The sequence below is a fragment of the Sphingopyxis sp. BSN-002 genome, from assembly GCF_022024275.1.
Lineage (GTDB): Bacteria > Pseudomonadota > Alphaproteobacteria > Sphingomonadales > Sphingomonadaceae > Sphingopyxis.
Genome location: NZ_CP091804.1, coordinates 1,759,042 through 1,783,161 on the forward strand (window position 1 = coordinate 1,759,042; position 24,120 = coordinate 1,783,161).

Annotated in this window: 21 protein-coding genes; 9 read left to right on the forward strand and 12 right to left on the reverse strand. The window is 60.0% G+C overall.

Features of this window, described 5'->3' with window-relative positions; genetic code table 11:
* Positions 1-46 precede the first annotated feature (46 nt).
* Positions 47-415: a hypothetical protein gene (locus L7H23_RS08685; RefSeq protein ID WP_237838942.1), complete on the forward strand. Its 369-nt coding sequence runs from the start codon at positions 47-49 to the stop codon at positions 413-415.
* 259 nt (positions 416-674) lie between these two features.
* Here the strand turns inward: L7H23_RS08685 and L7H23_RS08690 are convergent, their stop codons facing one another.
* The gene (locus L7H23_RS08690; RefSeq protein WP_237838943.1) at positions 675-1,016 is read right to left on the reverse strand and encodes a hypothetical protein; all 342 of its coding nucleotides are present in this window, start codon (positions 1,014-1,016) and stop codon (positions 675-677) included.
* A 424-nt stretch (positions 1,017-1,440) separates the two neighbouring features.
* Between L7H23_RS08690 and L7H23_RS08695 the strand changes: the two genes are divergently transcribed.
* Positions 1,441-2,778 carry a DNA methyltransferase gene (locus tag L7H23_RS08695; RefSeq protein WP_237838944.1) on the forward strand — a complete coding sequence of 446 codons (1,338 nt, stop codon included), beginning with the start codon at positions 1,441-1,443 and terminating at the stop codon, positions 2,776-2,778.
* 4 nt (positions 2,779-2,782) lie between these two features.
* Positions 2,783-3,244: a DUF5681 domain-containing protein gene (locus L7H23_RS08700; RefSeq protein ID WP_237838945.1), complete on the forward strand. Its 462-nt coding sequence runs from the start codon at positions 2,783-2,785 to the stop codon at positions 3,242-3,244.
* A gap of 7 nt (positions 3,245-3,251) precedes the next feature.
* Here the strand turns inward: L7H23_RS08700 and L7H23_RS08705 are convergent, their stop codons facing one another.
* Complete coding sequence (locus tag L7H23_RS08705) at positions 3,252-3,821, reverse strand: hypothetical protein (protein ID WP_237838946.1); 570 nt, start codon at positions 3,819-3,821, stop codon at positions 3,252-3,254.
* 74 nt (positions 3,822-3,895) lie between these two features.
* Here L7H23_RS08705 and L7H23_RS08710 point away from each other — a divergent pair, with 74 nt between their 5' ends.
* The 5 genes from L7H23_RS08710 to L7H23_RS08730 all read left to right on the forward strand — a co-directional run bounded on the left by L7H23_RS08710 (position 3,896) and on the right by L7H23_RS08730 (position 10,105).
* Complete coding sequence (locus L7H23_RS08710) at positions 3,896-4,102, forward strand: helix-turn-helix transcriptional regulator (RefSeq protein ID WP_237838948.1); 207 nt, start codon at positions 3,896-3,898, stop codon at positions 4,100-4,102.
* A gap of 352 nt (positions 4,103-4,454) precedes the next feature.
* Positions 4,455-5,267, forward strand: coding sequence for a Calx-beta domain-containing protein (locus L7H23_RS08715; protein WP_237838950.1), 813 nt, complete (start codon positions 4,455-4,457; stop codon positions 5,265-5,267).
* A 19-nt stretch (positions 5,268-5,286) separates the two neighbouring features.
* Positions 5,287-7,062 (forward strand): hypothetical protein, encoded by a 1,776-nt coding sequence (locus L7H23_RS08720; RefSeq protein ID WP_237838951.1) that lies wholly within the window; start codon positions 5,287-5,289, stop codon positions 7,060-7,062.
* Positions 7,059-9,701: an RHS repeat-associated core domain-containing protein gene (locus tag L7H23_RS08725; protein WP_237838952.1), complete on the forward strand. Its 2,643-nt coding sequence runs from the start codon at positions 7,059-7,061 to the stop codon at positions 9,699-9,701. The genes L7H23_RS08720 and L7H23_RS08725 overlap by 4 nt, the downstream gene beginning before the upstream one ends.
* Complete coding sequence (locus L7H23_RS08730) at positions 9,701-10,105, forward strand: hypothetical protein (protein WP_237838953.1); 405 nt, start codon at positions 9,701-9,703, stop codon at positions 10,103-10,105. The genes L7H23_RS08725 and L7H23_RS08730 overlap by 1 nt, the downstream gene beginning before the upstream one ends.
* A 185-nt stretch (positions 10,106-10,290) precedes the next feature.
* On the opposite strand, the gene virB11 is transcribed toward L7H23_RS08730, so the two are convergent.
* The 8 genes from virB11 to L7H23_RS08770 are packed head-to-tail and all read right to left on the reverse strand — an operon-like array spanning position 10,291 to position 18,031.
* A complete protein-coding gene (gene virB11, locus L7H23_RS08735) occupies positions 10,291-11,292 on the reverse strand; it encodes a P-type DNA transfer ATPase VirB11 (RefSeq protein WP_237838954.1) in 1,002 nt (333 codons plus the stop codon).
* Entirely contained in the window at positions 11,289-12,389 is a 1,101-nt protein-coding gene (locus L7H23_RS08740) for a TrbI/VirB10 family protein (protein ID WP_237838955.1), read from the reverse strand. Before L7H23_RS08740 ends, virB11 begins: the two co-directional genes overlap by 4 nt.
* Positions 12,386-13,087, reverse strand: coding sequence for a TrbG/VirB9 family P-type conjugative transfer protein (locus L7H23_RS08745; RefSeq protein WP_237838956.1), 702 nt, complete (start codon positions 13,085-13,087; stop codon positions 12,386-12,388). Before L7H23_RS08745 ends, L7H23_RS08740 begins: the two co-directional genes overlap by 4 nt.
* Positions 13,084-13,863 carry a type IV secretion system protein gene (locus tag L7H23_RS08750; RefSeq protein ID WP_237838957.1) on the reverse strand — a complete coding sequence of 260 codons (780 nt, stop codon included), beginning with the start codon at positions 13,861-13,863 and terminating at the stop codon, positions 13,084-13,086. Before L7H23_RS08750 ends, L7H23_RS08745 begins: the two co-directional genes overlap by 4 nt.
* The gene (locus L7H23_RS08755; protein ID WP_237838958.1) at positions 13,860-15,080 is read right to left on the reverse strand and encodes a type IV secretion system protein; all 1,221 of its coding nucleotides are present in this window, start codon (positions 15,078-15,080) and stop codon (positions 13,860-13,862) included. Before L7H23_RS08755 ends, L7H23_RS08750 begins: the two co-directional genes overlap by 4 nt.
* A complete protein-coding gene (locus L7H23_RS08760; RefSeq protein WP_237838959.1) occupies positions 15,080-17,449 on the reverse strand; it encodes a VirB4 family type IV secretion/conjugal transfer ATPase in 2,370 nt (789 codons plus the stop codon). The genes L7H23_RS08755 and L7H23_RS08760 overlap by 1 nt, the downstream gene beginning before the upstream one ends.
* Positions 17,428-17,712: a type IV secretion system protein VirB3 gene (locus tag L7H23_RS08765; protein ID WP_237838961.1), complete on the reverse strand. Its 285-nt coding sequence runs from the start codon at positions 17,710-17,712 to the stop codon at positions 17,428-17,430. Before L7H23_RS08765 ends, L7H23_RS08760 begins: the two co-directional genes overlap by 22 nt.
* A 4-nt stretch (positions 17,713-17,716) precedes the next feature.
* The gene (locus L7H23_RS08770; protein ID WP_345790426.1) at positions 17,717-18,031 is read right to left on the reverse strand and encodes a TrbC/VirB2 family protein; all 315 of its coding nucleotides are present in this window, start codon (positions 18,029-18,031) and stop codon (positions 17,717-17,719) included.
* Positions 18,032-18,221: 190 nt separating this feature from the next.
* On the opposite strand from L7H23_RS08770, the gene L7H23_RS08775 reads away from it, so the two are divergent.
* Positions 18,222-18,584, forward strand: a complete 363-nt coding sequence (locus tag L7H23_RS08775) for a TrbC/VirB2 family protein (RefSeq protein ID WP_237838963.1) — start codon at positions 18,222-18,224, stop codon at positions 18,582-18,584.
* Positions 18,585-18,710: 126 nt separating this feature from the next.
* Here the strand turns inward: L7H23_RS08775 and L7H23_RS08780 are convergent, their stop codons facing one another.
* Positions 18,711-19,232 (reverse strand): hypothetical protein, encoded by a 522-nt coding sequence (locus tag L7H23_RS08780; RefSeq protein ID WP_237838964.1) that lies wholly within the window; start codon positions 19,230-19,232, stop codon positions 18,711-18,713.
* 11 nt (positions 19,233-19,243) lie between these two features.
* Positions 19,244-23,974: an RHS repeat-associated core domain-containing protein gene (locus L7H23_RS08785; protein ID WP_237838965.1), complete on the reverse strand. Its 4,731-nt coding sequence runs from the start codon at positions 23,972-23,974 to the stop codon at positions 19,244-19,246.
* Between the last annotated feature and the right edge of the window lie 146 nt (positions 23,975-24,120).

The following is a 24,120-nucleotide window of genomic DNA, read 5'->3' on the forward strand; positions in this document are numbered from 1 at the left end:
TCTATGGCGAACCTCGGGGCGACTATAGACCGGCAGGAGAGCCAAGATGTTGCCGAAAACAGCTAGGAAGTTGACCCCGAGCAGCGATCCCAATCTTCTATTCGCGAGGATGTTATCCGATGCGCTTTTGGAGGAGCTTGGTCACACGCACCGGGCTGTGAAGACTGCGATGCGTTGGACCGGTGCGAGCGAGAGCTGCGTCAAACTGTGGCTTACTGGAACGCATGCGCCGCGCGGCGTCCATCTTGTCGAACTGATGCGGCATTCCGACGAGGTACTTCGCGGAATCCTGCTCGCCGCCGGTCGGCAAGACGCGGTGATCGCATTAGAGTTCGGGATCCTGAGAACCAGGATCCGAGCGCTAATGCAGATGATGGATGATGAACTGGCGATGCAGGCCGGCGCAGGCACTTAGTCGAAGCTCGCCGCTAGGGCGCCAAGAGTTCCTTCACGGCAGACACCAGCCCTGCCACAAATGCACCGCCGACAAGGAGAGCGGCGAGCCAGAATTCGATTGCGAGGGCTCGATCTCGCATTTTGCTATCCCGATCCTTCATAAGGACCGGCCTGACACACTCGGAAAATGTAGGAAAGCGAAACCATTCGGCAGAACAGAGAAATCTCTGCCCTGCCGGATGGCTGGCATTTGATCCTTTGGTCAGCCCTTGTTGGGCTTAGCCATCATCGCCCGGCATGGTGTTCGTCGACGAATAGTCTTTGAACTTGTCGGTGAAATTGGCGCCGTAGTCCTCGATCTGCATTTCTGCGTTATCGGCGGCGTCGGCGGCAGAATCCCCGCCCGCACGATTGGCTGCGGTAACGGCAGCGCGAAAGGCTTCGCGTTCGGTGTCGCAAGCAGCCTTCAGCGACATCTCGAATTCAGCGTCGCCCATTTTGGCTTCTAGCGACTTCTTGAGATGGCCACGAAGGCACTTAGTAAAAGCTGCGCGCGTCGTATCGACATTGCCCGCAGGGGCCGGTGCAGCAGCGGCCAGAAGAATTGAAGCAATAAGCATCCTGCGACTCCCCATATGCAGATGATCTTATGGAGGAGATTCTAAACCACCGCTTTTGAAATTGGGAGTGGATTTCGTCACCCGCAGAACTTCCGCGAGAAGCTGGTCGTGATTTTATGCAACCAATGATCCGCCCGTGCGATCATGGAAAATGAGTCTGCGATATCGAACTCGCCGCCAGCGAAGCGAGCTGGCGAGCGATAGGCGCCCGGTTCTGCGCTCCCTTCCCTTTCGGGACTGGGCCGGGCGCTAATCTCTGCGAACGTCCGCAACCTCGCTTATTTCAGGCGCGTCCGTCAAAGCGTTCGTCGACTAGCCACGCGACGGCAGCGGAAGGAGCTGTTGGATCCTCGCCGAGCCCGTTGAGATCGCATGCCGGCTGTTGGCGCGGAGAATATGATTAGTTCAGCCTTACGGGACAAGCATGACCGGACGACTCTGGCGGGAAAGGAGACCTGCCATGTCCAAGCTCGAAGTAATCTACCGCCCCCTCGCCGACCTTCAGATCAATCCCTATAACGCCCGGAAGCACAGCAGGGCGCAGATCGCTAAGATCGCCGCAAGCATCAAAAGCTTTGGCTTCAACGTCCCGGTGCTCACCGATGAGAACAGCCAGCTGATCGCCGGTCACGGTCGCGTTGAAGCGGCGAAACAGCTCGGCCTGCTCAGCGTGCCGACGATTGCAATCGAGGGCCTCAATGAGGCGCAGCTTGGCGCCTTCGCTATCGCTGACAACCGCATCGCCGAACTGTCGACGTGGGACGACACCATGCTCGCGTCCGAGTTCGAGAAGCTGATCAACCTCGGCGCCGGCCTCGATTTCGAGATCGTCGACACCGGCTTCGAGATTGGCAAGATCGACCACATCATCAGCCAGGCGAGGGAACCCGAGCCCGAGCCGGAAGAACAGCTCGCGATTTCCAATGTTCCGAAGGTCTCGCAGCGCGGAGATCTCTGGCAGTGCGGCCAGCACCGGCTGTTCTGCGGCGATGCGCGCGATGCCGATAGCTATCGCATCCTCATGGGCGCCGAACGGGCGGCCATGACCATTGCCGACCCGCCGTTCAACGTGCCGATCGACGGCCATGTGTCCGGGCTTGGCAAGAACCGCCACCGCGAATTTGAAATGGCCAGCGGCGAAATGTCCGCGAGCGAGTTCGAGCGATTCCTCGAAGCGGTCTGCGTCCAGATCCGCGACTACAGCTGCGACGGCGCACTTATCTATCTGTTCATGGACTGGCGCTCGATCGCGACGCTTATCACGGTGGGTTCGTGCGTGTTCAATGCGTTCAAGGCGCTGTGCGTCTGGAACAAGATGAAGGGTTCGATGGGGAGCCTTTATCGCTCTCAGCATGAACTGATTGCAGTGTTCAAGAAGGGCTCCGCGCCTCACCGCAACAATGTCGAACTCGGCAAGCACGGCCGCACCCGCACGAACGTTTGGGACTGCCCCGGCATGAGCAGCTTCGGTGCCGGCCGGGATGAAGCACTCAAGATGCACAGTACGGTCAAGCCGGTGGGGCTGATTGCCGATGCGATCCTCGACTGCACCAAGCCCGGCGACGTTGTCCTCGACTGCTTTGGCGGCTCGGGCACCATTCTTCTGAGCTGCGAGCGGACCGGGCGTGTGGCGCGCGCGATCGAAATCGACCCCGGCTATGTCGATGTCTCGCTCGCGCGCTTCTATCGAAAGACGGGCATCCGCCCGGTGAATCTCTGGACCGGCGAGCTCTTCCCGGCCACCAATTTCAGCGAGGAGTAGAGCGATGGCCAAGCGCGGCGAAAACGATGATGCCCTCCCGGCTTCGAGCTTCGATGTCGACGATGAGGACCCCTTCGGCTATGAAGTCGGCTACAAAAGGCCGCCGAAGGCCACCCGGTTCAAAGCCGGGAACCGCGCCGCCGCAGGCCGCAAAAAGAAGCCTCGGACCCTGACGTCGGATATCCTGAAAGTCCTCGACGAGAAGACGGAGGTGACGCTCGGCGGGAAGAAGGTCAAGATTACCAACCGCGAACTCATCGCTCGCACTGCGGTTCGCGATGCGGTGTCGGGTAAGCCCGGCGCCAGCCGGGCTCTCCGCCTCCTGCTGTCGATCGGCAACGAGAATGAGGAGGTCATCCCCGAGCACACGATCAATGTCAGGTTCGTGCCAGCGATGGATTTGGACGACCCCCGGCGGACGAATCTGCTGAACGGCGGCTGCGACGAGAAGATTAAGGGGGACTGAGCACCGCTTATTTGCCCAGTGCCATCCGGCGAGTGACAATAGTCGTTCCCAGCGTTTCCAGACTTCCGGCATTGATGGCACGCATAACGTCGACGCAACCGAACCATCGGCCCTGGATGCCGTTATCGGCCAGAAAGCGGCTCACATAGGATTTAGACCAAGGGCCTTGAAGCAAGACGTTGCGCGAGGCGAGCGGACCAGTCCCGATCTCTTCGTGGACGCCCATCAGGCTTCGGCATTGATAATTATTTGCTATCTGTGAACTCGGAATGCCGTCCTCCGGAAGCTCCTTGTCAAAGTCGAGCGTGATCCGAGTCTCGTCGCCGATATCCATAAATATCCGCATAGCTTTGATGCAATCGAATCCCTTGCTGACGGGCCAACACCGGGTAACGCTCTCCCAGTACTTTTGCTCCGGACTCTCAAGGCTGGTTCGCGCAAGGAAGCTGCCATCTTTCAGTTTCGTCCATGTGAGCGGCTCGTCGTCGTGCCCCGCCCCGGCAATCGGAGCGGGATCCCAACAGCCCGTCAACGCTACCGCCATTGCACACCCAGTCACCCATTTACGCACATCCATTCTCCAACCCCGCGCTCACGAATACATACTATAGTTGATAAACTCGCGTGCGAGGCAAGGCCAGTTGTTTGTGTATGGATATGCGCAAACTGGTCGGCAGGAATGTGGAGCGGATACGCCGCGACCAAGGCCTGACGCAGGAGCAGCTCGCGGAGAAATCAGGATTCAGCCAGCAGTACATTAGCGGGCTCGAAAACGGCCGTCGGAACCCGACAGTGGTCACGCTGTATGAAATCGCCATCGCGCTTAATGTCAGCCACGAAGAGCTGGTCAAAATTTAGGCGCGGCGGATCAGCTCGCGCAGAAACTTCCAAATTGGCGGCTTGCATCCATCACTGGTTGACCCGCGCCCATTCTAGGAAGACTCCTCTGCGGCGCGCAATCGTTATCACGCAATTTCTCTTTTCCATCCCTCTGCACCAGATGAAGCCGAGATGGTTGCTTGCAACCCTTCTTCTCGGCAGCTTTCTCGGCTTCACCTGGCGCAGAGTGGCAGCTGTCAAAAAATACAACCGAATTGGTGACTTACACTCACGGCTTGTTGACGTCGGGCTGTTCAACTGAAAGATTGGTCCGGCGCAACAGGGGGGTCGGATGCGGAAAAGATGGAGTGCGGGCGCTCTCGCGCTTGTAATGGTGCTGGTGCAAGGCGCGGCGGCCTCTGAAACTACCACCTATACCTACGACGAGCTCGGGCGTCTCATATCCTCGAGTAACAGCGGCGGCTCCAGGAGCGGCAAGTCAGCGCTAACCGCTTACGACCCGGCTGGGAATCGCGCGTCCCAGGCCGTCGGCGTTCCCGCCCCTCCACCGAATAACGCCGCGGTATTTTCGATTTCCGGGCCATCTGGAGCGGTGAACGAGGGCTCGAATGCCGTCTTTACGATCACGAAGACGGGGCCGGCGCAAACCTCCCTTTCCGTGAATTATTCGACGGCCAACGGCACCGCCGCAGCGCCGGGGGATTTCGCGGCCACATCGGGAACGCTGACCTTCCGCAATTGGGAAACCGTCCAGACGATCTCGATTCCCATCATCGACGATACCTCGGCGGAGGCGCTCGAAACCTTCTCGGTTTCACTGAGCGCACCATCAACGGGAGCATCGCTCGGAACAGCGTCGGCATCCGCGCAAATCAATGCCAGTGCCGGCCCCAATCTTCCGCCCGTCACCGCGGCGGATTCTGTCAGCGTCAAGGTTTGCCAGTATGTCAGCAAGAATGTGACGGCGAACGACTATGATCCCGAGGGCGGCGCCCTGACGCTCGTATCGGTCGGCAGCTCGACGAAGGCCAGCCTGTCAGTCGAGTCCGCCTCCAACATCGGTGTGACCGCCTATGGTGCGACGGGATCGCAAACAGTGAACTACGTGGTCCGCGACGCACAAGGCCTGACGACCACAGGATCGCTTACGGTCACGGTTACCAGCGGAACCGGGTGCAGCTAAGAGAATGGGCGCAAACACAATGAAATGGTCATCAATCGGAATTGGCCTTGCTCTTGCCGCGCTGCCCCTAACCCCCAGCTCCGCCTGGGCGCAGGCCGGGAGCGATTATCGTTATGAATTCCCGTCGGTCATGATGGAAACGCCGATGGGCGTGAATATCCAGACCGGGAAATTCCGGTACCAGCCCTTCAACCTGTCCGTCGGTCCTTTCGTTCTTCAGCGCGGCGTGAACCAGGCAGACTTTCCATTTCTTGGTGGCCTTTATGTCGCCGGGTTGCCGACCGCCGGTGGCGGCAGCCAAACCACGGCGTTCGTGTCGCTTGGCGAAGCCGACCTCCAGTTCTATCCGAACTCGACATCCGGGGGGGCCACCAGCTTCCTGTCATGGAATTCCACCGCACAGGGATGGAAACTCGCCTGGAACGGCAGCGTCTACACGCTTACCGACAAAACCGGCGCAACCTACACCTTGACCCCGATCCCCGGATATAATGGCGGCGCTTATGCGCTCCCCAAGGCTCGGCCCACCAGCGTCGTCTACGCCGACGGCCACCGCATCGATATCAGCTATGATGCGAACGCCGAGCCGATCCTTCTTCAAAGCAATCGCGGCTATGCGATCAGGTACGAGCGCACGGGCGGCGGTTCGCAGGTCAAGATATGCGGGTTCAACTTGACGGCTACCTACGTCACGACCTCGACGCCGTGCACCGGCGCCCTTCAGACGATCACGGCGACCTACACCGTCGTGTCGCCAGATTATAAGCGGCTCCAGTCTTTCGTCGACATCGAGGGACGGACGACAACGGTGAACTGGACCTCGAGTTCCTTTCTCGAGTGCGTGACCTTCCCCGACACCTCGACCTGCGAGTTCACGAACGTCTACGGCCCGCAGCCGGGCGAGATTCCGCAGGAAACGAAGCCGGATCAGGTTCGGATCCAGACGCAGCCGGACGGGCAGCAGTGGACCTACCACTATCAGTTCCCGATCAAGGGAGATGATGATCCGCCCTTTTTCCCCGGAGATCCGCGCACGCACTATAGCTACGCGTGGGGAAGCGGCCCCTCATTCGGGTTCAACGTCACATTTGAACGCGGTTTGGCTCGCAACGTCCAGATGACGAGTCAGACGGTAAATCTGGAATATAGTGGCACGGCTATCAACAAGATCACATACCCTGAGGGGAACAGCATCTCGATCCTGCGGGACACGATCGGGAACGCGCTGACAATCACCGAAAAGCCGAAGCCCGGATCGAGCGAGCCCGACCGCGTTACGCAGCAGAGCTTTCCTTATGCCCCCGCTTACGCATCGCCTTACATCTGCGATGCAGCCAGTATCACTCTCTGCACCAAGCCGATCTGGCAGAAGGATCCCTTCAACAACCAGACCGATTTCACTTATGATCCCGCCCACGGCGGCACCCTGACCGAAACGGGCCCAGCCGTGAACGGCGTGCGACCGCAGAAGCGCTATACCTATGTCCAGCGCAACGCGATGGCCAAGGATAGCGGCGGCAATTTTGTCGCGATGCAGCCGCCGGTGTGGCTGCTCGCTTCGGAAAGCTACTGCAAGACAGGCGCTGCGTCCGGCAGCGGCTGTGCGATCGCGGGGGACGAGGTCGTGAAGACTTATGAATATGGCCCGACAACGGGCGCCAATAATCTGCTGCTCCGTGGCACTGTCGACGACGCGAACGGCTCGACGCCTATCCGCACATGCTATGGCTACGACACGGTGGGTAACCGGATCAGCGAAACAAGCCCGGCGCCGGTCGGGACGAGCTGCCCATGATGGCTCACTTGCTTAAAGTCGCCAATGCGAAGCGCATCCTGTTGACAATCGCCGCTGTTGCGGCGGCGGTGCCGACCGCAGGGGCACAAGCACAAAGCGCGCCGGCAAGCGACATGACGGCGATGCGCTATGACGTTGCCCGCCGTGTCACGGGCACGATCGCTCCCGATCCCGATGGCGCGGGGCCGATCAAGTTCGCGGCCACGCGCAATACTTATGACAGTCGCGGATTGCTGATCAAGGTCGAGAGCGGCGAGCTATCGAGTTGGCAGTCGGAAGCCGTTGCCCCGGCGAGTTGGACAGGCTTCACGATCTTCAAGACCGTCGACACCACTTACGACATCATGGGCCGCAAGACCAAGGACGCGGTGAGTGCGGACGGTTCTGTCCAGGCTGTCACCCAATATAGCTACACCGCAGCTGGCGACCTGGAATGCACCGCTGTCCGCATGAACTCCGCTGCGTTTGGGAGCCTGCCATCTTCAGCTTGCACGCTGGGGACCGCCGGCACGCAGGGCAATGATCGCATCACCCGAAACACCTACATCATTCCCGGCCGGCTGCAGAAGGTTCAGCGAGCCTATGGCACCGCGCTTCAGCAAGATTATGTCGAATATAGCTATACGGCTAACGGGCAGCAGAAGACGGTCACCGACGCCAATGGCACGACCGCGACTTACGAATATGACGGCCATGACCGGCTCAAGCGCTGGCGTTTCCCGTCGCTGACCACGTCGGGCCAATCCTCGACGACCGATTATGAGGAATATGGCTACGACGTCGGCGGCCGGAGAACGAGCCTCCGCAAGCGCGACGGATCGACAATTAGCTTCGCATATGATGCGCTTGGCCGTGTCACGGCGAAGACGGTTCCCGAGCGCACGGGTTTGGGGACGACGCACACCCGCGACGTCTACTACGGCTATGACCTTCGCGGGCTCCAGCTCTACGCGCGGTTCGACAGTGCAAGCGGCGAAGGCATTTCATTCGCCTATGACAATCAAAGCCGGCCAACGAGCAGTACGCAGGCCATGGACGGCGCATCGCGGCCTTTGACCTACAGCTGGGATAATCACGGCTTGCGGACTACCATGACCCATGGCGACGGCAGTGCGGTCGTATATGGCTACGACGGCCTGAACCGGCTGCTCAGCGTTACAGCCGTCGGGACAGGGCTCCTGTCGCAAAGCTATAATGCAAAGGGCGAAGTCACCGGGCGAACGCTCGCCAGCGGTGTGACCACCAGCCTCGGCTATGATGCGCTGTCGCGCCCAACGAGCCTGGCGCATGATATGGCGGGCACGAACGGCGATATCGGCTTCGGCTTCGGCTATAATGTCGCGAGCCAGATGATCAGCCGCTCGCGGAACAACGACGCCTATATCTATGGCGGCGATGTCAATGTTGCGCGCACCTACCAAGTGAACGGGCTCAACCAATATACCTCGACATCGAGCGGATCGAGCTTCTGCTACGATGCCAACGGCAACCTGACGGCCGATGGCACGACGGTGTTCCTCTATGACGTCGAGAACCGGTTGGTCGAGGCGCGGGCACAGCAGAGTGGTAGTTGCCCGACTGCGACGAGCGGTTATGGCGGGACGCTTAGGGCCAGCCTGCGCTATGATCCGCTCGGTCGGCTGTACGAGACAAATGGAAGCAGCGGGATCACCCGGTTCCACTATGATGGCGATGAGTTGATCGGCGAGTATAATTCTGCCGGCACAGTCCTGCGTCGTTACGTGCATGGGATTGAAGCTGATGACCCGATAGCATGGTACGAAGGCACTACGATAACAACGGGTCGCCGTATGCTGTTCGCGGATCATCAGGGCAGCATAGTCTCGATAGCTGATGCGGCTGGCGCGCTTGTTGCAGCTGATCGTTATGACGATTGGGGCGTTCCCGACGCGACAAATACCGGGCGGTTCCAATATACAGGACAGATTTGGATACCGGAAATCGGGATGTATCACTACAAAGCACGGATATATTCGCCGACGCTCGGACGCTTCATGCAAACCGACCCCATCGGCTATAACGATCAGATTAACCTTTATGCGTATGCCGCAGATGATCCGGTTAATAACGTTGATCCCGGTGGCGAAGCACTGGAAACCATCTGGGACGCTGCGAATGTTGCCATCGGCGTCGCAAGCGCGGTAGATAATTTCTCGGAAGGAAACATAGGAGCGGGGGTTGTCGACACGATCGGTGTGGTCGTTGACGGCGCAGCTACGATTGTTCCTTTTGTTCCAGGCGGTGCAGGTACCGCGATCAAGGCTGCGCGGGGCGGCGAACGAGTTTTACGAGTGGTCAAAGCCGGTGATCGAGTCAGTGGCGTAGCCACTGGCACCGGTCGTGCCGCAGACCGTGCCGCCTTGCGCAACGCAGGTGTGCCTACTTCGCGCCCCAGGTCGGATGTAAAAGGACTTGGCGGCAAACCCGTTCCGAAAGCAGAGCGTCAACAAATGACGCGCGACAGCCGCGGAAATCCTGTAGTTGTTTCTCGGCATCAGCCTCATTCTGGAGGGAAGCAGCCGCATGATTCAAAACCGCACAGCCATGCCGCAACGCCCCGTGTTGAAGGCGGGCAGCCGGTAAGAAGGAGGGACGGTTCAATCCGTTATCACGACTGATGATCTATCCACTTTCAGAACAAAAAGCCAAGGGCCTTCGGGAGCGCCTGTCGATTCCGATGGAGAGGATCGAAATTTATCCAGAAGCGACTGAATATTGTTTTTGGATAAAAAAGATTTCTGACTTCATCAGCTCGCAGGGGTGCGCACCGGAATTCGCGATCCAGAAATATCGAGGAGACTTTAAGTTCTTCATTGCAGATAGAAGCGAAGAATATACAATGATGTTTATAGCCCAATTTACCCCGCAAGAGCTTGTTTTTCTCGGGATAGACTGGATGATTGGCATCTCTTCTTACCCTGAATGCGAAGGTACAGATGTCTTGGAGTATGCGGTGCGTCTTTATGGGGCAGCAAGTATCCTCGAAAGGATTGATGACCCGGCGAAATCGGATGCGGTCTGAGCTCTACTCAACTCCCCGATGCTTTAAATTGACCGTTCAGGCCAATTTACCGGCTCGCGGCCCAGAAGTTATTTTGTTAACATTTAATCACATGTGATATATAGATGCTATTGATCTCAATTCACCAGTAAAATCCAAGTGACGCGCCCCTCAATTAGGGGCGAGTTAACTGGGAAGCTCCTAGGTTATCCGATCTCAACGTCAGAGCTTCGTATCGAAACGCCAGAGACGTTGCGCCCCCTTGGACCACGGCTAACCTGCAGAACAACATCCAACGTCGTGCGAACGTATGCAAGAATATCGTCGCGCTTAAGCGTCGAGCCGCCCTCAAGCACGAGCAATGCAAGCTGCTCGAATGCGCGCTCAACGCTATCAGCATGTATTGTCGTCATAGATCCCGGATGCCCCGTGTTGACCGCGCGGAGGAAAGCAAAAGCCTCTGGCCCCCGCAGCTCACCAAGAATGATCCGATCGGGCCGCATGCGAAGAGACGCCGATACCAAATCGTTGGCTGTCACATCCGCTTCGCCGAGCGCGCTCCGCGCCGCGATCAGCTCAACCGCATTCTCATGCTTCAATCGGATCTCGGGCGTATCTTCGATAAGGATCAACCGCTCGTCGGCCGGAATCTCCCGGATCAGCGCATTGAGGAAGGTCGTCTTCCCCGAAGAGGTCCCGCCCGAGATCAATATATTGAGCCGACCCCTTACAGCCTCACGCAGCGCGGCTCCGATATCCCCTTCGTCAACCAGCCCCCGAACTCTTTCAAGCGCCGCCAACGATACTCCCTCTCCCTTCAGGACATTGCGAAAGGCATCGGCGGACACATAATCATCAAGTGTGAGATCGGCCGATACATGCTTGCGGATCGCGACTGCGAATTCACCGCGCGTCGCCGGCGGCGCTACGATCTGAATGCGTGAACCGTCCGGAAGGCTTGCCGACAGCAGTGGATGCTCGCGGCTGATGCCCTGATGACTTAGCGCAGCGACCTGCCGCGCGAGCCGGGGAAGCAGGGCGGCATCGAGTTCCGGGGCCTCATGTCGCTCGATCTGGCCTCCGAGAGATTCCAGCCAGACCTCGCCGGGTCGATTGATATAAATGTCGGTCACATCCTCGCGGTCCAGCGCAAAGCCGAGCGGAGCGAGATAGCTCTGCAGGTAGACACGATCTGCGAGCGCCGTCATCGCCGAACCTCAACCGTCGTGAAATCAAGATCGCGGGCGACGAACACGCTGATGCTCGTTCCCTGACGTACGCTGAGCGTGGGCGGAATTTGCGTCGCCGGCGTCGACGTTGCTGCTCCTGGGAATGATCCGGGAAGCGCAACCACCACCGAGTCCCCTACCGACCGCGCAGCGAGATTGCCGCCAATCAGCATCGCTGTCTGGAGGATCGATCCGGCGAAACGTTCGAAGAAGTGGCTGTCGACCTTGGCACGAATGCCGCCGACGCCGACAGGGTCGGTGGTCGGAGAACCGATCGCGATCGTCACGCCGTCGGGACGAATAAGCCGGGTCCAGGTGACAAACGCGCGTTTCTGCCCTTGCGCAGTCTCCGACTTATATTCACCGATCAAGCGGCTGCCCCGTGGGATAAGGACGCGGGTGCCGTCGAAGCCGTAAACATCGCGCTGCACCAACGCTCTCGCAAACCCCGAACCCGTCGAATTGAATGCCGTCTCCAGCACGGCAGGAATGAGCGTGCCCTGCGGAACGGTAGTCGCCCGGTCGGACATAGCCCCTGCCCTGCTCCGCCCGGCAATGTCGCTGCCAGCTGAAGACAGCTCGCCGCCCGATGCAGCCGAGGCGCGGTCGCCCGATGCCGGCTGGGAATTATCCATCACCAGGATCGCGCCGCTAACCGTTCGCGGCGGAGCGACCGGCGGCGGCGGCGCATAGGAAATCGGAGGCGGGCCGAGCGGCACGGGCGACGACGGCGGCGATGCGGGGATCGGTCGAACCTCGGGGACCCGAGGCGTGGGAGCGATGCCGGGAACCGGCAAAATCGGCACGGCCATCGCCGGCGGCAACGACGGCGGGATGTAGAGCGGCGGCGGCGCGTCGGAGACGGCAGCGAGGTCAGCGCGCGCGGGACGCACCGCCGGCGCGGCCAGCGACCGTCGCCGCGCATCGAGGATCGAAAACAGGATGATCGCCGCGACGACAGCCCCGATCACGATCGCAGTCGTAGACAGCCCGGCAGATGGCTTTGCCACGCGCGGCAGCGCCCCACGCTCAATCGCGCCCGTCGATTCCGCGGGGTCGTTGACGGGCTCGGTCATCGGGCCTTGTCCTTCGGGATATAGCGTTTCGCACGCGCCGTCTTCTGATCGATACGAAACAGGAGCTGCTGGTGAACGCTGTCGATGACATAGAGGCCGCCGCGCATGTTGCCGTTGGCGAGCCTTTCGCGGCCATATTCGTCGATGATGAAAGCGGCAGGGAGCGGAGTGTCGGCCGGCCAATCGATGTAAGTCTTGGTGCCATCGTCATGAATCGCGACCGGCCAAAGCGCCCTGGTTCCGCTCAGCCGATAGCTCCCAACCGGCTCGCCCATCGCGCTGAGCCCGCCTAGTACCGCATCAGCCGTATCGGCGGGATAATTGAACCTCACCTCGTATGGCGGCGAGCCATAAGCGACCGGAACCAGATCAAACGCGTAGAAGCGGGCACTGGTGATCACGGTCATGTTGGTGCTGATGCCATCCTGCGTCGGCCGCACGAACAGCATGTTGCCGCCTTGGCTCGTCACGACCTGCCAGGCACCGCTATCGCCGAGCGCGACATTCTGGATGCGTTCGTCGGGGGCAAGCGCGATCAGGACCTGGTAGCCCGGCGCACCTTCGATCTGGACGACCTGGTCACGGCGATAATCGACCACTTGCATCCGCTGATCGCCCCCGCTCGGCTGCGGACGCACCTGCGCCTGCGCCCCGGTCGCAAACAGCATCAACAGGAGGCCGAGCGACCGAGCTATCATGGGCGGGCGAGTCCCGAAGCTGCTGCGCTTGTCGTCCGCGGGTCGGCGACAACCGTTGCGGCAGCCGGCGCGGTCACGGCAGCGGGTTCGGGCACAGCCAAGGCTTCGGCGCTCTTCCGGTAGCTCGTTACCTTGAACCCGAGCGGGTTTATCATCCGGTCGGCAGCACTCATCGGCTCGCCGCTGTAGCTGAACCGCGCCACCGTCACCCACGGCTCGGCGGGATAGACATGGCCGTTCGCATCGCGCCGCCGCGTGTCGTAGCGGATCATCGCTGTGCCCTCGCTGAGCGGCGTGACGCTTTTTACTTCGACATCGATGAGCGATGAGCGGGGCAAGCGCACGAGCGGGCTTTCCGGATTGGAGACCTGGATTTCGGAGAGATAATCCTCGCGCGCCGCGCCGTCAGACCAGAGCGCGACCTTTCGATAGTCATTCTGCAACAGGTCGATATCGAACCCTTCGCGCGCGATCACATATTGGACCAGGAACGACTGGGTGAGTGCACGATCACGCGAGATCGTCTGCGGCTCGAGCGGCTTCAGTTGCTGCACGAAGCCGGTTTGCCGATCAACGAGCAGGGTGTATGGCTCGACCGTCTTGAGCGGGGTCAAGAATAGCAGCGCGAGCGCCTCGAATACCGCAACCGTCGCCGCAGCACCTGCAACCCACCAAGCCGTGCGTCGCGAGCTCCGCAGTGCGTCAGTGCGATCCTTTGCCCAGCTATCCGCTTCGGCATAATAGGCATCGAGCGCCTCCTCGGCAGACTTCTTCATAGACGCTTATCCCTGGCAATCGCGCGGCTGGATATTCTTTGGCGGGTTCGGCGGCCTGCAGAGGAGAGAGCCTCTCGCCGATCGTACCGTTCTCCGGCATCGCTTCGGCCCGCACTGCGCGCGATATGAAGAGCCCGCGAGCCTCCGCCCGCGTCGGCAGCCGCAGCCTCACGGCGCTCGTTGATGGCGACCGCATCGGCAATCGCCGCCGCGCGCGAGCGACTTTCGATCGGTGGATGCGCGGCCGTTGCGGGCCGCGAAGCCTCGCTTCTCCCACGCTGATCTTCCTGCCAGCTAGCGGGAAAAGCCTTCAGCCAAGCCGGGATCCGCAGGCTCATGGCAATCCGCGCGGTCAGCCAGGTCACGCCGGCCAGCGCAATGGCGAAGATCGTGGTGGCAGCAAGCAACTGCGCCGGCGCTCCCATGACGTCGAGTTCACCGGCGCGCCTTGCGAGAAGCTCCGCGAGCCAAGGCTCCATAAAGGCGAGTTCGAGACCGAGCGTGACCGCGATGGCCAAGCTTCCAAGGGCCGTGCCCAGGATCGCCTTAAGCCAGCCCTCGAACAATCCGCGCGTGCCATCGAACAGCAGGAAAGCAGCGAACAGCGGCGCGAGCGCGAGGAGCAAAGCAGCGGCGATCCGTACGATCGCAAACGCTCCGACAGTCGAGACCAGGAAAATGACCCGCGAAAATCCGAGCGCAAAATTGTCGAAGCCAAGGAAGGGCGACGGAGCTACTGAAGGGATCAGTGGGCGGCCATCCGGGCCCATTGGCGGCGCGCCCACGCCATCGATCGCCAGAATCTTGAGCGCCTGGTCGACGGCGTCAACGCGCGCGACCAGCCCACCCCCACTCCCCGGCAAGTTGGTCGGGGCGCCGATCGCCGAAACCAGTTCAGCCGGCGAATGCAGAATAATATTGTATACGATGGCCTGGTATGCCGGCCAGCTCGTCGCAAGGACCAATACGACGCCGATCTTGACGAAGGTCAGCACCCCTTCGCGGATCGTCGGTGTCTGCCCGAACAGCATCCGGTAGCCGATGAAAGCTATCAGCAGCGTCGTCATGCCGGTCAGCAGGATCGATGCGGTCGAGCCCGGTGCAGCCAGCGCCTTGTAGCCCTCGGCGCCAAGCAGCTGTGCCTGGCAATCAAGGAAGCGGATCGCGCTCGGCGCGAAACTCTCGGGGCTCGGGATGCTATCGCAGATCGACGCCATCACGCGCGCTCCATCAGCGGCGCATACCAACCCTCGGGCGCGTCGCCATGCTCCGCCCGCAGCTCGTCGAGGATGCGGACGGTCCGCTCGCGTCCCGAGAGGATCGTTAGCAGCTCGCGCTCGCCGGTCATGTCGAGACGAACGACCACGCTCTCGTTTCCATGCTTGACGAGGAAGCAGTGCGCGCTGTCCGGAAGCGAACGCACCAACTCATATTCGTGCGGCGTCAGACCGAACCCGTCGACATAGTCGTCGGCACGCGCCTTGGGGTTCGCCATGAAGATTTGCGTTGCGGCCTGCTCGATGATCGCGCTGGCAATCCGGCTCTCAAGCGCATCCTGCGCACTTTGCGTGGCAAAGCCGACGATGCCGTTGCGCTTGCGGATCGTCTTTTCCCAATCCTTGATCCGGCGCACGAACACATCGTCGTCGAGCGCCTTCCAGCCCTCGTCCACCACGATAATCGCCGGGCTCCCGTCGAGGCGTTCCTCGACTCGGTGGAAGAGATACATCATCGCCGGCGTCCGCACCGCCGGATCGTCGAGGATCTGGGTCATGTCGAACCCGACCGACCGGGCCGACAGGTCTGTCTCATCCACCTCGTTGTCGAAGAGCCAGCCTCGTTCGCCCTCGCCCCACCAGGGCCGGAGGCGCGACCAGAGATCTTCGGCATGGGGTCGATGCCCGCCACGGAACAGCTCGACGATGTGGCGCAGCCGTCTATGATGCGGCGGCTGCGCATAGTTGGCGTCGATCGCATCCTTGATCTGCCCAAGCTCCTCGACGTCGGCGCCGCCTGCAAGGAGCGCGAGCCAGTCGATCAGGAACTGGCGATTGGCGGCATTGTCCTCGAGTTGCAGCGGGTTGAGGCCGGACGGCGTGCCGGGGCGCAGAACGTCGTAGCGTCCACCGATTGCGCGGATGAATAACTCGCCGCCGCGGTCCTTGTCGAAGAAGACGATCCGGGGGTCGAACTTGCGTGCCTGCGCAAGCAGGAAGTTGAGCGCGACGGTCTTGCCAGATCCCGAGGGCCCGATGACCGTGAAATTGCCAAGATCACCTTGGTGGAAGTTGAAGAAATAGGGCCCTGCAGCGGTCGTCTCGAGCAGCGTCACCGCCTCGCCCCAATGATTGCCTCGCGCTTGGCCGAGCGCGAAATTATGTCCGCTCGCCAGTCCCGCGAAATTGCCCGTCGAGACCAGGCCGCGGCGCGCGATATATTTGAAGTTGCCAGGGAACTGCGCCCAGAAGGCCGGCTCTAGGGCAATCTCCTCCCGCACCGCGATGATACCTAGATCAGCAAGTGCTGCCTGTACCTCGGCAACGCCCGCATCGACTTCTTCCAGCGAGGAACCGCGGATAGTGATCGTCATATGATGCTCGCCGAACCCCGAACGGCCAGCCGCCACTTCGTCCTTGGCGTTCGAGAGTTCGGACCGCAGGCTGAGCGCTTCGTCTTCCGCCGATCGCATCCGGCGAAGGGTGAGGTTCATCCGGCCGAGCGCGGCCTGGCGTTCGATGAAGCCGAAGGATTGCGAGACGGTAAGCTCGAAAGGCAGACGATAGAGTTCATCGAACATGCCCGGGCTGGTCTGCCCGGGATAATCCTTGATCGAGACTATACCGACATAGCCACGGTCAGCGCGGCCCGCGGGCGCAAGCTCGATTGCTTCCTGCCCGAAGCTGATACGGCGATCGGGTAGATAGGCACCGGCATCCTGCGTCGGCAGCAGAATGGGGCGATCTTCGCCATTGTAGAGCGTCGACAGAAACTCGAGCGGTTCGGAGCAAGGTCCAGCTTCGCTATCGTAGACTTTGAGGAGCGTCGGCTCGTAGCTGCCGAGCGCAGCCATCAAGGCCTCGCGCGCTGCATCGAGTTGACGAAGATCCTGCGCAGCCACTTCGACCGGCGAACTCGTGCGGCTAAGCTTGTCGCGCAGACTGTCGAGAAGCCCGACGCGACCTTGCAGTGGGCGGCGGATTAGCGTGAGATAAAGATCATTGACGAACAGCTCGCGCCGGTCGAGCCGTTTCTGCCAGGCGGCGTCAAGCTTCGCCGAAAAGGCATCGTCGAACTTGCCGTCCAGACCGACCTCGACCCGGCGGCGCACGATATGATGGTAGAGTGCGAAGCGCGAGGAGCCGATCGCCTGCAACATGGCGTCGCGCAGGCGCTTGCGATAATTGATCTCTTCGGTGTCCGCGGTCTCAAAGAGGAGGCCGCGCATGGCAATGAACTGCATCAGCAGGCCATCGCGCGTGGCGACCGTATGTCCGTCGACATGGTGGCTGTACGGCAGATGCTTGCCCGCCGGCGCCTCCCTTGCCACCACTTTCGGAGAGGATGTCAGGGCCGGTAGGAGTTGCATTGCCAGATCGAGTGATTGCGCACGCGTGGACAGCGACCGACCTTGGCAAGCCATAGATCGAAGAAACGGGGTTCGCGTAGGCAAAGCAGCACGCCCGCGAAATGGATGATCAGCGCGATCACCAGCGCCCAGATCGATTTAAAGACCAGGAAGAGCTCGGTCGCGATTACCGCGTTGGCGACGAAATAGCTGTAGGTTACGCCCGCAAACATCTGCGGCCGCGTCAACGCGACGAATACGGCGTCCCGTTCGACCCCGTTCATGCCCCTAACGACCGAGGTTGGCGGTGGACTGGATGCCTGCGACAATGCTCGCGGCGCCGAACAGGATGAAGCAGCCCACGATCACCGTCGCCCCGTAGCGCCAGTTGATCCGTCCGGTCAGCATCAGGAAGCCGACCGTCGCGACTGCAATGACCGCCACGACCGTCGCGACTGTCCCGAGAAGCGTACCTTCAAGCCAACGAACCGCGGAAACCAAAACGCCCGAACCCGCGGGATCGGCAAGCTCTTGCGCCTGCGCCGTTGCTGCATGGAAAAGGCCGGCCATGAAACCTGCCAGCCCGGCAATTCTTGTTCTCAGACCCACCTGTTACCCCGCGTCCCAATCGATTCTTGCGTTTAACCGCCGAGCAGGGATAGCCCGCTGCGCGCGAGGCTGCCAAGTCGATTTTGATCCATTGCCGCCACTTTGGTTGCTTGGCGCTGGTAGCCTATCACGTTTTGATTTCGACGAAAAATTTGCTTACTGATAATGGATGGATTCCCCGACGATGCCTCTCACCGAGCCGCCGACACACAGCCCTATCGCGGAAGGCATGATGTGGGCGCAAGGTGCCGCCTTGGGATCGACTGCGACCATGTTCGCCGTGATCGCGGTCGCGGCGATCGGCCTGCTTATGCTTTCGGGAAGGCTGGAACTGCGACGAGGCATCACCGTTGTAGTCGGCTGCTTCATCCTTTTCGGGGCGTCAAGCATCGCAACGGCGCTGAACGGTCTTGCGGGGGCAGGCTCGGATGGCGACCGACGGACCAACACCGATCTCGGACAATTGCCAAGCCATCTGCAATCTCATCTGCCTCCGAGCGCTTATGATCCCTACGCTGGCGCATCTGTTCCCATCGCGCGTAATTAGCCAACACCTTGCATTCACCGGGCAACGCGACATAACCTTCATTAGGGAAGTGGTGAGACTGCAGCACCAGTCATCGCAAACCCACCACGCTTGGCGAATACACGCCTCGCACGAAGTGGAACTGCTCTAATTTTTAGTAAAAATAGTACATTTTTCCTTATCAAGAACACCCTTGTATTCTTGATAGTTTAAATCAAAAATTGATTGCATAAAATCAATGCCTTCGTTCCTAAATGAAGATTCTCCATTCTTTGACATCTGATAAACATATTCGGCTTTAATGGAAGAAAGATAGATACAAGACTTAGCCAAACTATATAATTCTCTTTCTTTTATTGACTTCGAATTAGATATTATATGATTAAAATCTGCAATTTCCTTATAGAAGGCCGAACTTATCCAATTATCCTTACCTAATTTAACATATGTGCCCAGTTTATCTTCATTGCCAATGCGCCGATAATATGTGATCAAATAGCTTATAGCTTTTCGATCTCCGCTTTGTGCCTTCTTTTCAATATCGGGAATATTCTCTATCTCATCAGCAGGAGTAGATCGCTCTTCCTTCGCATTTCCGGACGGGACTTGCCTGTCGACGCAAGACGACAGAACAAGAGATATTAGAGGCAGAAAGAGGACGTTTTTCATAAATAATTCCCTCACTTGGGATAGAAAGTTTTCATCTCACCCGCGCGACCATGGCGCTTGCCTTGGAGAACCTTGGACTTTCCTTTGCCGCCAAATCCTTGCTCCCAAATTTCTATGCGGCCCGTCTGCCTGTCATAATATGCCCATGCAGTCGGCGCTCTTACCGGAGCTCGAATAATGTTAGCCAGTGCCTGCGCGAAACCATTGCCCGTATCACACGCATATAGAGTGACCGGCATCCCAGGCCTCCAAGCTGGGTGATATTTCAATACTCTATCATAAAAATTCCGCGCATCGTACAACTCATCATAATATTGAATTTCCTTATTGGCTCCGTGCCCAAAAAATACCAATTCATTTGGACGATCATAGATTTTCTTTGACCTTTCAGCACTCGCCCTCAACCTCACATCAGCTGGATTCGAAGAATTCAACGGAAATATGTTCTCAGGATACGTCCCGAACGGATCAAATTTGACTAAAGGATTACCTTCAGCATACAGATATGGATTACTGCCTCCCTCGAGCCCGATAGGATCGGCTTGAACGTACCGCCCGAGCGTTTGGTCATAGTCGCGGTAGTAATTATAATAGAGGTCGGCATGCTGCTCGACCTGTCCCGGGAACCCGATGCGGTCGTACCCGGAGGGCGAGATCACAGCGCCGGTCGCGTCGGTCGTGACCACGGGTGTGCCGAGGTGATTGCCCTGCACCCACTGGATCTTGCTCGTCGCGCCGTCGGGGATGGCGACCGCGAGCGGCATATAGCCACCGAGCCCGTCGTCACCGCCGAACGGCGAGGCATCGCCAACCTCGGGCAGGATCCAGATATATTCGGCGCGGAGGTCTGCGGTCGTCGTGCCATATTCGCCGATGATGCGGTGGTCGGCGTCGTAGATATAGCGCCGCTCCGCCACAGGGCTGCCGCCCAGCGTCGTAGTAAGGCCTACCCGCTCGTCGAGCCCATTGTAGAGCATCGCCTGCGTCTCGGCGCCCGCGACCGCGTAGCTCGCCAGCCGCGCATGCCCATCATAGCCGAGCGTAAGGCTCGGCCCGCCCGGACGCGTCTCGCCGATCAGGTTGCCGCGCGCATCGTGCGTAAACCCGCGCGTGCCGCCTCCTGCGGGCGCGACCGACGCGATGCGGTTCGTGCCGCTCGTACGCGTGTAGGTGTCGGTCTCGGCAGGAGCCGTGTCGGCGACATTGGTGCGGCGCTGGACCGCGGCGCGGTTGCCATTCTTGTCATGGACATAATCCTCGCGCGCGAACGGAGCGCCGCCGCTGTCCACCCGCGTCAGCCGGTCAACACTGTCATAGCCGAAGCTGCGGCTGTTCGCCGAGGTCACTAGGTCGGTGATCGCGGTGATATTGTCGTCGCCGTCATAGGCGTAGGTCAGGTGCCAGACGTCCGCGCCGCCCGCGGTGTACAGCCGCTTCGACGCCAGCCGCCGGTCGCTGCCCCAATCGAGCGACAGCTTCAGCCCATTGCCAAGGTCGGCCGATTTCATCGGGCCGAACGGCTCGTAGGTGATGTTCGTCGCCAGCGTCGACCAGCTCGAGCCGCTCGTCGCGCGCGTCTTCACTTCGATCACGCGTCCCTTGGCATCGCGCGTGTAGCCGACGTCGCGGCCGCTCGGATAACCGACCTGGACGACGCGGTCGGCGAGGTCGTAAGTCCACGCCAGCGTCCCCACCGGCTCGGCCTTCGAGGTCAGGTTACCGCGATGGTCATAGCCGAAGCTGGTCGTGCCGCTGCCATCGGTCATGCTCGCAAGGCGGCCGACGCAATAACAGCCCGATACGCCGCCGCTGTCGTAGGTGTAGGTAACGATCTCCGAGGAAGGACGGCCGACCGGCGTTTTGCTTGTCACTCGGCCGAGGATGTCGCGCGTATAATCGATCCGCTGGCCACGACCGTCGATCGCGGCGGTCATGTCGCCCGCAGCATCATAATAGTAGGTGCTGGTGCCACGATCGGGGCTGACCTCGCGGATGACCTCGCCGAACCCGTTGCGAACGAACGTCGTTTGCACCGACACGGCGTCGGTGAAGCTGGTTGGCTCGTCCTTCGCATTATAGGCGGTCGCCGTCGTCCCAGTGTCAGGGGCGACCGCTTGGGTCAGCCGGTTCAGAGGATCGAACGCCAAGTCGGTCGCATAGCTGCGCGGCGAGGTCGTGCGGACCGGGTTGCCGTTCTTGTCATATTCCCAGGCGGTCGTCCGGCCGGAGCCGAGCGTCTCGGTGAGCATGCGGCCGATGCTGTCGAACGTCCGAGTGATCGTGCTGCGGGCTACACCGTCGGCGCGCTTGATCTTCTGCTCGGTGACATTGCCCATCGCGTCGTGCGCGAAGGTCTGTTTCTCGCCGTCAGCCGAAGCAATCTCGAGAAGTTGGCCTGCAAGGTCGTATACGAAGCTGAGCTTCTCGGTCGCGGGAAGGGTGATCCCGGTGACCCGGCCTTCCACATCATAGTCGTAGGTAGTGACGGCATCGAGCGCCGAGCTCACCGGATGCTTGACCGTACTGGTCAGCAGGCGGCCTAGCGGATCATAGGCAAAGAGCGTCTGGATGCCGTTCGGATCGGTCATCGAGCCGGGTCGGCCGACCACATCATGACCAGCGAAGGCGGTGACCTGGCCGAGGCCATTCGTCATCGTCAGCAGGTTGCCGGTGGCATCATAGGAAAAGCTAGTGATATCGTCGATCGCGCCAACTGCGGCACGCGGGCCGTTGATCGACGCGAGGCGGCCGCCAGTACCCCACGTGTAGGTCTCAGTCCGCGTCTGTCCCGCCGTCGAATAAGGAAGAGTATGCGTCGTCGTGTCAGTCAGCGTGCGCGTCAGCAACTCGCCGTCCGTCCCGTAGGTCATCTCCGTGCGAAGACCGGGAACGTCGATGCGCGTTGGAAGGTCGAGCGTCGCATGCCATTGGATGTTCCGCGTGCGCGCCGCACTTGTCCCGACGCCTTCGGTAATCGCTGTCGGACGCGAATTCGCGGTGTCATTCGTGAAGTTGGTCACAACGCCACGAGGATCGGTCGTCGAGGTAAGCTGACGAATATAGCTGAAGCTGCCCGAGGCCGCCTGGTTGAATGTACGAAGGTCGGCCGGCACGTCTGCTGTCGCCAGGCCTTCTATGCGGGTCAGCGAAGAGGGGATATTGCTGAGCGTCGAAATCTGGCGGCGGAAAAAATGGTAATTTTCCTGCCGGCCCAACGGGTTTTTCACGGAGCGGTACGTGTACTCGTAGGTGTTGTCTCGATCCGTCGTGTAGTCCACCTCGACCTTGCCTACGCCGCCAGCGCGCTCCGAGGTCTTTGCCAGCCCGTTGGGATGATAGGTATAGGTCGATAGGCGCTGGCCATCCTGGTCGACGATACCGGTAAGCGCGTAGGGCCAGTTGCCGTCTTCATAGAGATATTCGCGGGCCCACAGCTCGTTACCGAGCACATCCTGCCTGCTGACGCGGGTCAGCCGGTCGTCGCGCCCGACGCGATCGACCGTAGAGGTTTCGCCATACGTATATACGAGCTTGGTTGTATCTGGCAGCTGGATCTGGGTGATCACCTTGGTCAGGTTCGGGGCTTCATAATATATGGTGCTCGAACTCGTCGTGCCGCCCCCGCTCCCGCCGCCGCCGCCGCTGGTAGTTTGATAGATGCTACTCGGCTTGGTCACCGCCCATGTAAGCAACATTTCGCGGCCGAAGCTGTCACGTACCTTGTCCGGAAACTCCCCTACATCGGGATAATCATAGTATAGGGTGTAGCCCCCCGGCATGATCCGCTGGATCGGGATGAGATAGCGCAGCTGATCTGCTGTGCTCCAACTATTTGCGCGGCGGTAGAATGTCTGCGTCCCGTCGGATTCCGTGAGCTTGAATTCGGCGGCTCCATTGGGGACAGCAGCTTCGGTTCGGAAATAGACATTCCGAGTCACCGACGGCGGGGTGATAATCTCGAACTTGCGCCGGCCAATCGCGTGGGATGACAAGCTCGTCTGTCTCCCGGGAGCATAGACCCAATCGGTGCTCGTGCTGGTGGTGCTAAAATAATCGTATCCGCCCGAAGCCGGAAGATATTCCACGATCTCGGTATAGGTACCGAACGCGGCCAGTCGTCCGGGCAATACGCCATGCCAGTTCGGCCCGAAGCCGGGTATCGGCGTGTTCGATTGCCGGCGGCTCTGGTGCTGAAGGCTGCGGTAACTGCGCCCCACCTTGAACAGGCCATCGGCCGTTTCAAAGTCACTTTGATAGTCGATCTTGGAGCCAGTCGCGATCGAGATCGGGTTTCCGGCTATCGGGCTCGGGCCAGTCGCCTCCGGCCGGCTCTCTTCAGTGCAGTCGCATTCCGGCTCATCATCGGCTGCCGTCCGGCATTCACCGTTTGGCGTCAGGCTGTGCGTATTGGGGCATTGCAATGTCACCCACGCAGGCAAGATCGTGCTGGCGCCGGGCGCACTCGTATCCCACCTGCAAATATAGGTGTTGTAATCGTCGTACTTGGGGGCTTGATAGGTCGCATTCGGGTTATAGACTTGGTGCTGCCGTCGGCACGCTCCGTCGGGCGTCGAATATCCTTCCTGCGGTTTGCCAGTTCCAGTGATTGTGTACCATAGCGGTGTCACCGCCGTTGGTGTCGTTCCCGGGAGCGGGGTCTGACCGAGGGCGCTTCCCGAGATTGCTCCAATCAACAACGTCGCTACTGCAAAAAAGCGCCTCAATATGCCAAGCTTTGCCATGCGCCCCCCGAAGTCGGCCAAGAATCGGCCGCAGATAAAATCGCCTTCAGAGTTTCAGGCAAAGCGCTAAGCGTCAATTGAGAGTGTGTGTAAACCACCATATTGGAACAATTTTTTCTGCACAACCAAATCAAGCCCAGCGGACA

Coding starts and splice junctions, on each gene's coding strand:
- L7H23_RS08715 (WP_237838950.1), top strand. CDS start 4,455: ATGGTGCTGGTGCAAGGCGCGGCGGCCTCTGAAACTACCACCTATACC.
- L7H23_RS08720 (WP_237838951.1), top strand. CDS start 5,287: ATGAAATGGTCATCAATCGGAATTGGCCTTGCTCTTGCCGCGCTGCCC.
- L7H23_RS08700 (WP_237838945.1), top strand. CDS start 2,783: ATGGCCAAGCGCGGCGAAAACGATGATGCCCTCCCGGCTTCGAGCTTC.
- L7H23_RS08710 (WP_237838948.1), top strand. CDS start 3,896: ATGGATATGCGCAAACTGGTCGGCAGGAATGTGGAGCGGATACGCCGC.
- L7H23_RS08760 (WP_237838959.1), bottom strand. CDS start 17,449: ATGCAACTCCTACCGGCCCTGACATCCTCTCCGAAAGTGGTGGCAAGG.
- L7H23_RS08785 (WP_237838965.1), bottom strand. CDS start 23,974: ATGGCAAAGCTTGGCATATTGAGGCGCTTTTTTGCAGTAGCGACGTTG.
- L7H23_RS08725 (WP_237838952.1), top strand. CDS start 7,059: ATGATGGCTCACTTGCTTAAAGTCGCCAATGCGAAGCGCATCCTGTTG.
- L7H23_RS08745 (WP_237838956.1), bottom strand. CDS start 13,087: ATGATAGCTCGGTCGCTCGGCCTCCTGTTGATGCTGTTTGCGACCGGG.
- L7H23_RS08705 (WP_237838946.1), bottom strand. CDS start 3,821: ATGGATGTGCGTAAATGGGTGACTGGGTGTGCAATGGCGGTAGCGTTG.
- virB11 (WP_237838954.1), bottom strand. CDS start 11,292: ATGACGGCGCTCGCAGATCGTGTCTACCTGCAGAGCTATCTCGCTCCG.
- L7H23_RS08695 (WP_237838944.1), top strand. CDS start 1,441: ATGACCGGACGACTCTGGCGGGAAAGGAGACCTGCCATGTCCAAGCTC.
- L7H23_RS08765 (WP_237838961.1), bottom strand. CDS start 17,712: ATGAACGGGGTCGAACGGGACGCCGTATTCGTCGCGTTGACGCGGCCG.
- L7H23_RS08740 (WP_237838955.1), bottom strand. CDS start 12,389: ATGACCGAGCCCGTCAACGACCCCGCGGAATCGACGGGCGCGATTGAG.
- L7H23_RS08775 (WP_237838963.1), top strand. CDS start 18,222: ATGCCTCTCACCGAGCCGCCGACACACAGCCCTATCGCGGAAGGCATG.
- L7H23_RS08780 (WP_237838964.1), bottom strand. CDS start 19,232: ATGAAAAACGTCCTCTTTCTGCCTCTAATATCTCTTGTTCTGTCGTCT.
- L7H23_RS08690 (WP_237838943.1), bottom strand. CDS start 1,016: ATGCTTATTGCTTCAATTCTTCTGGCCGCTGCTGCACCGGCCCCTGCG.
- L7H23_RS08750 (WP_237838957.1), bottom strand. CDS start 13,863: ATGAAGAAGTCTGCCGAGGAGGCGCTCGATGCCTATTATGCCGAAGCG.
- L7H23_RS08755 (WP_237838958.1), bottom strand. CDS start 15,080: ATGGCGTCGATCTGCGATAGCATCCCGAGCCCCGAGAGTTTCGCGCCG.
- L7H23_RS08685 (WP_237838942.1), top strand. CDS start 47: ATGTTGCCGAAAACAGCTAGGAAGTTGACCCCGAGCAGCGATCCCAAT.
- L7H23_RS08730 (WP_237838953.1), top strand. CDS start 9,701: ATGATCTATCCACTTTCAGAACAAAAAGCCAAGGGCCTTCGGGAGCGC.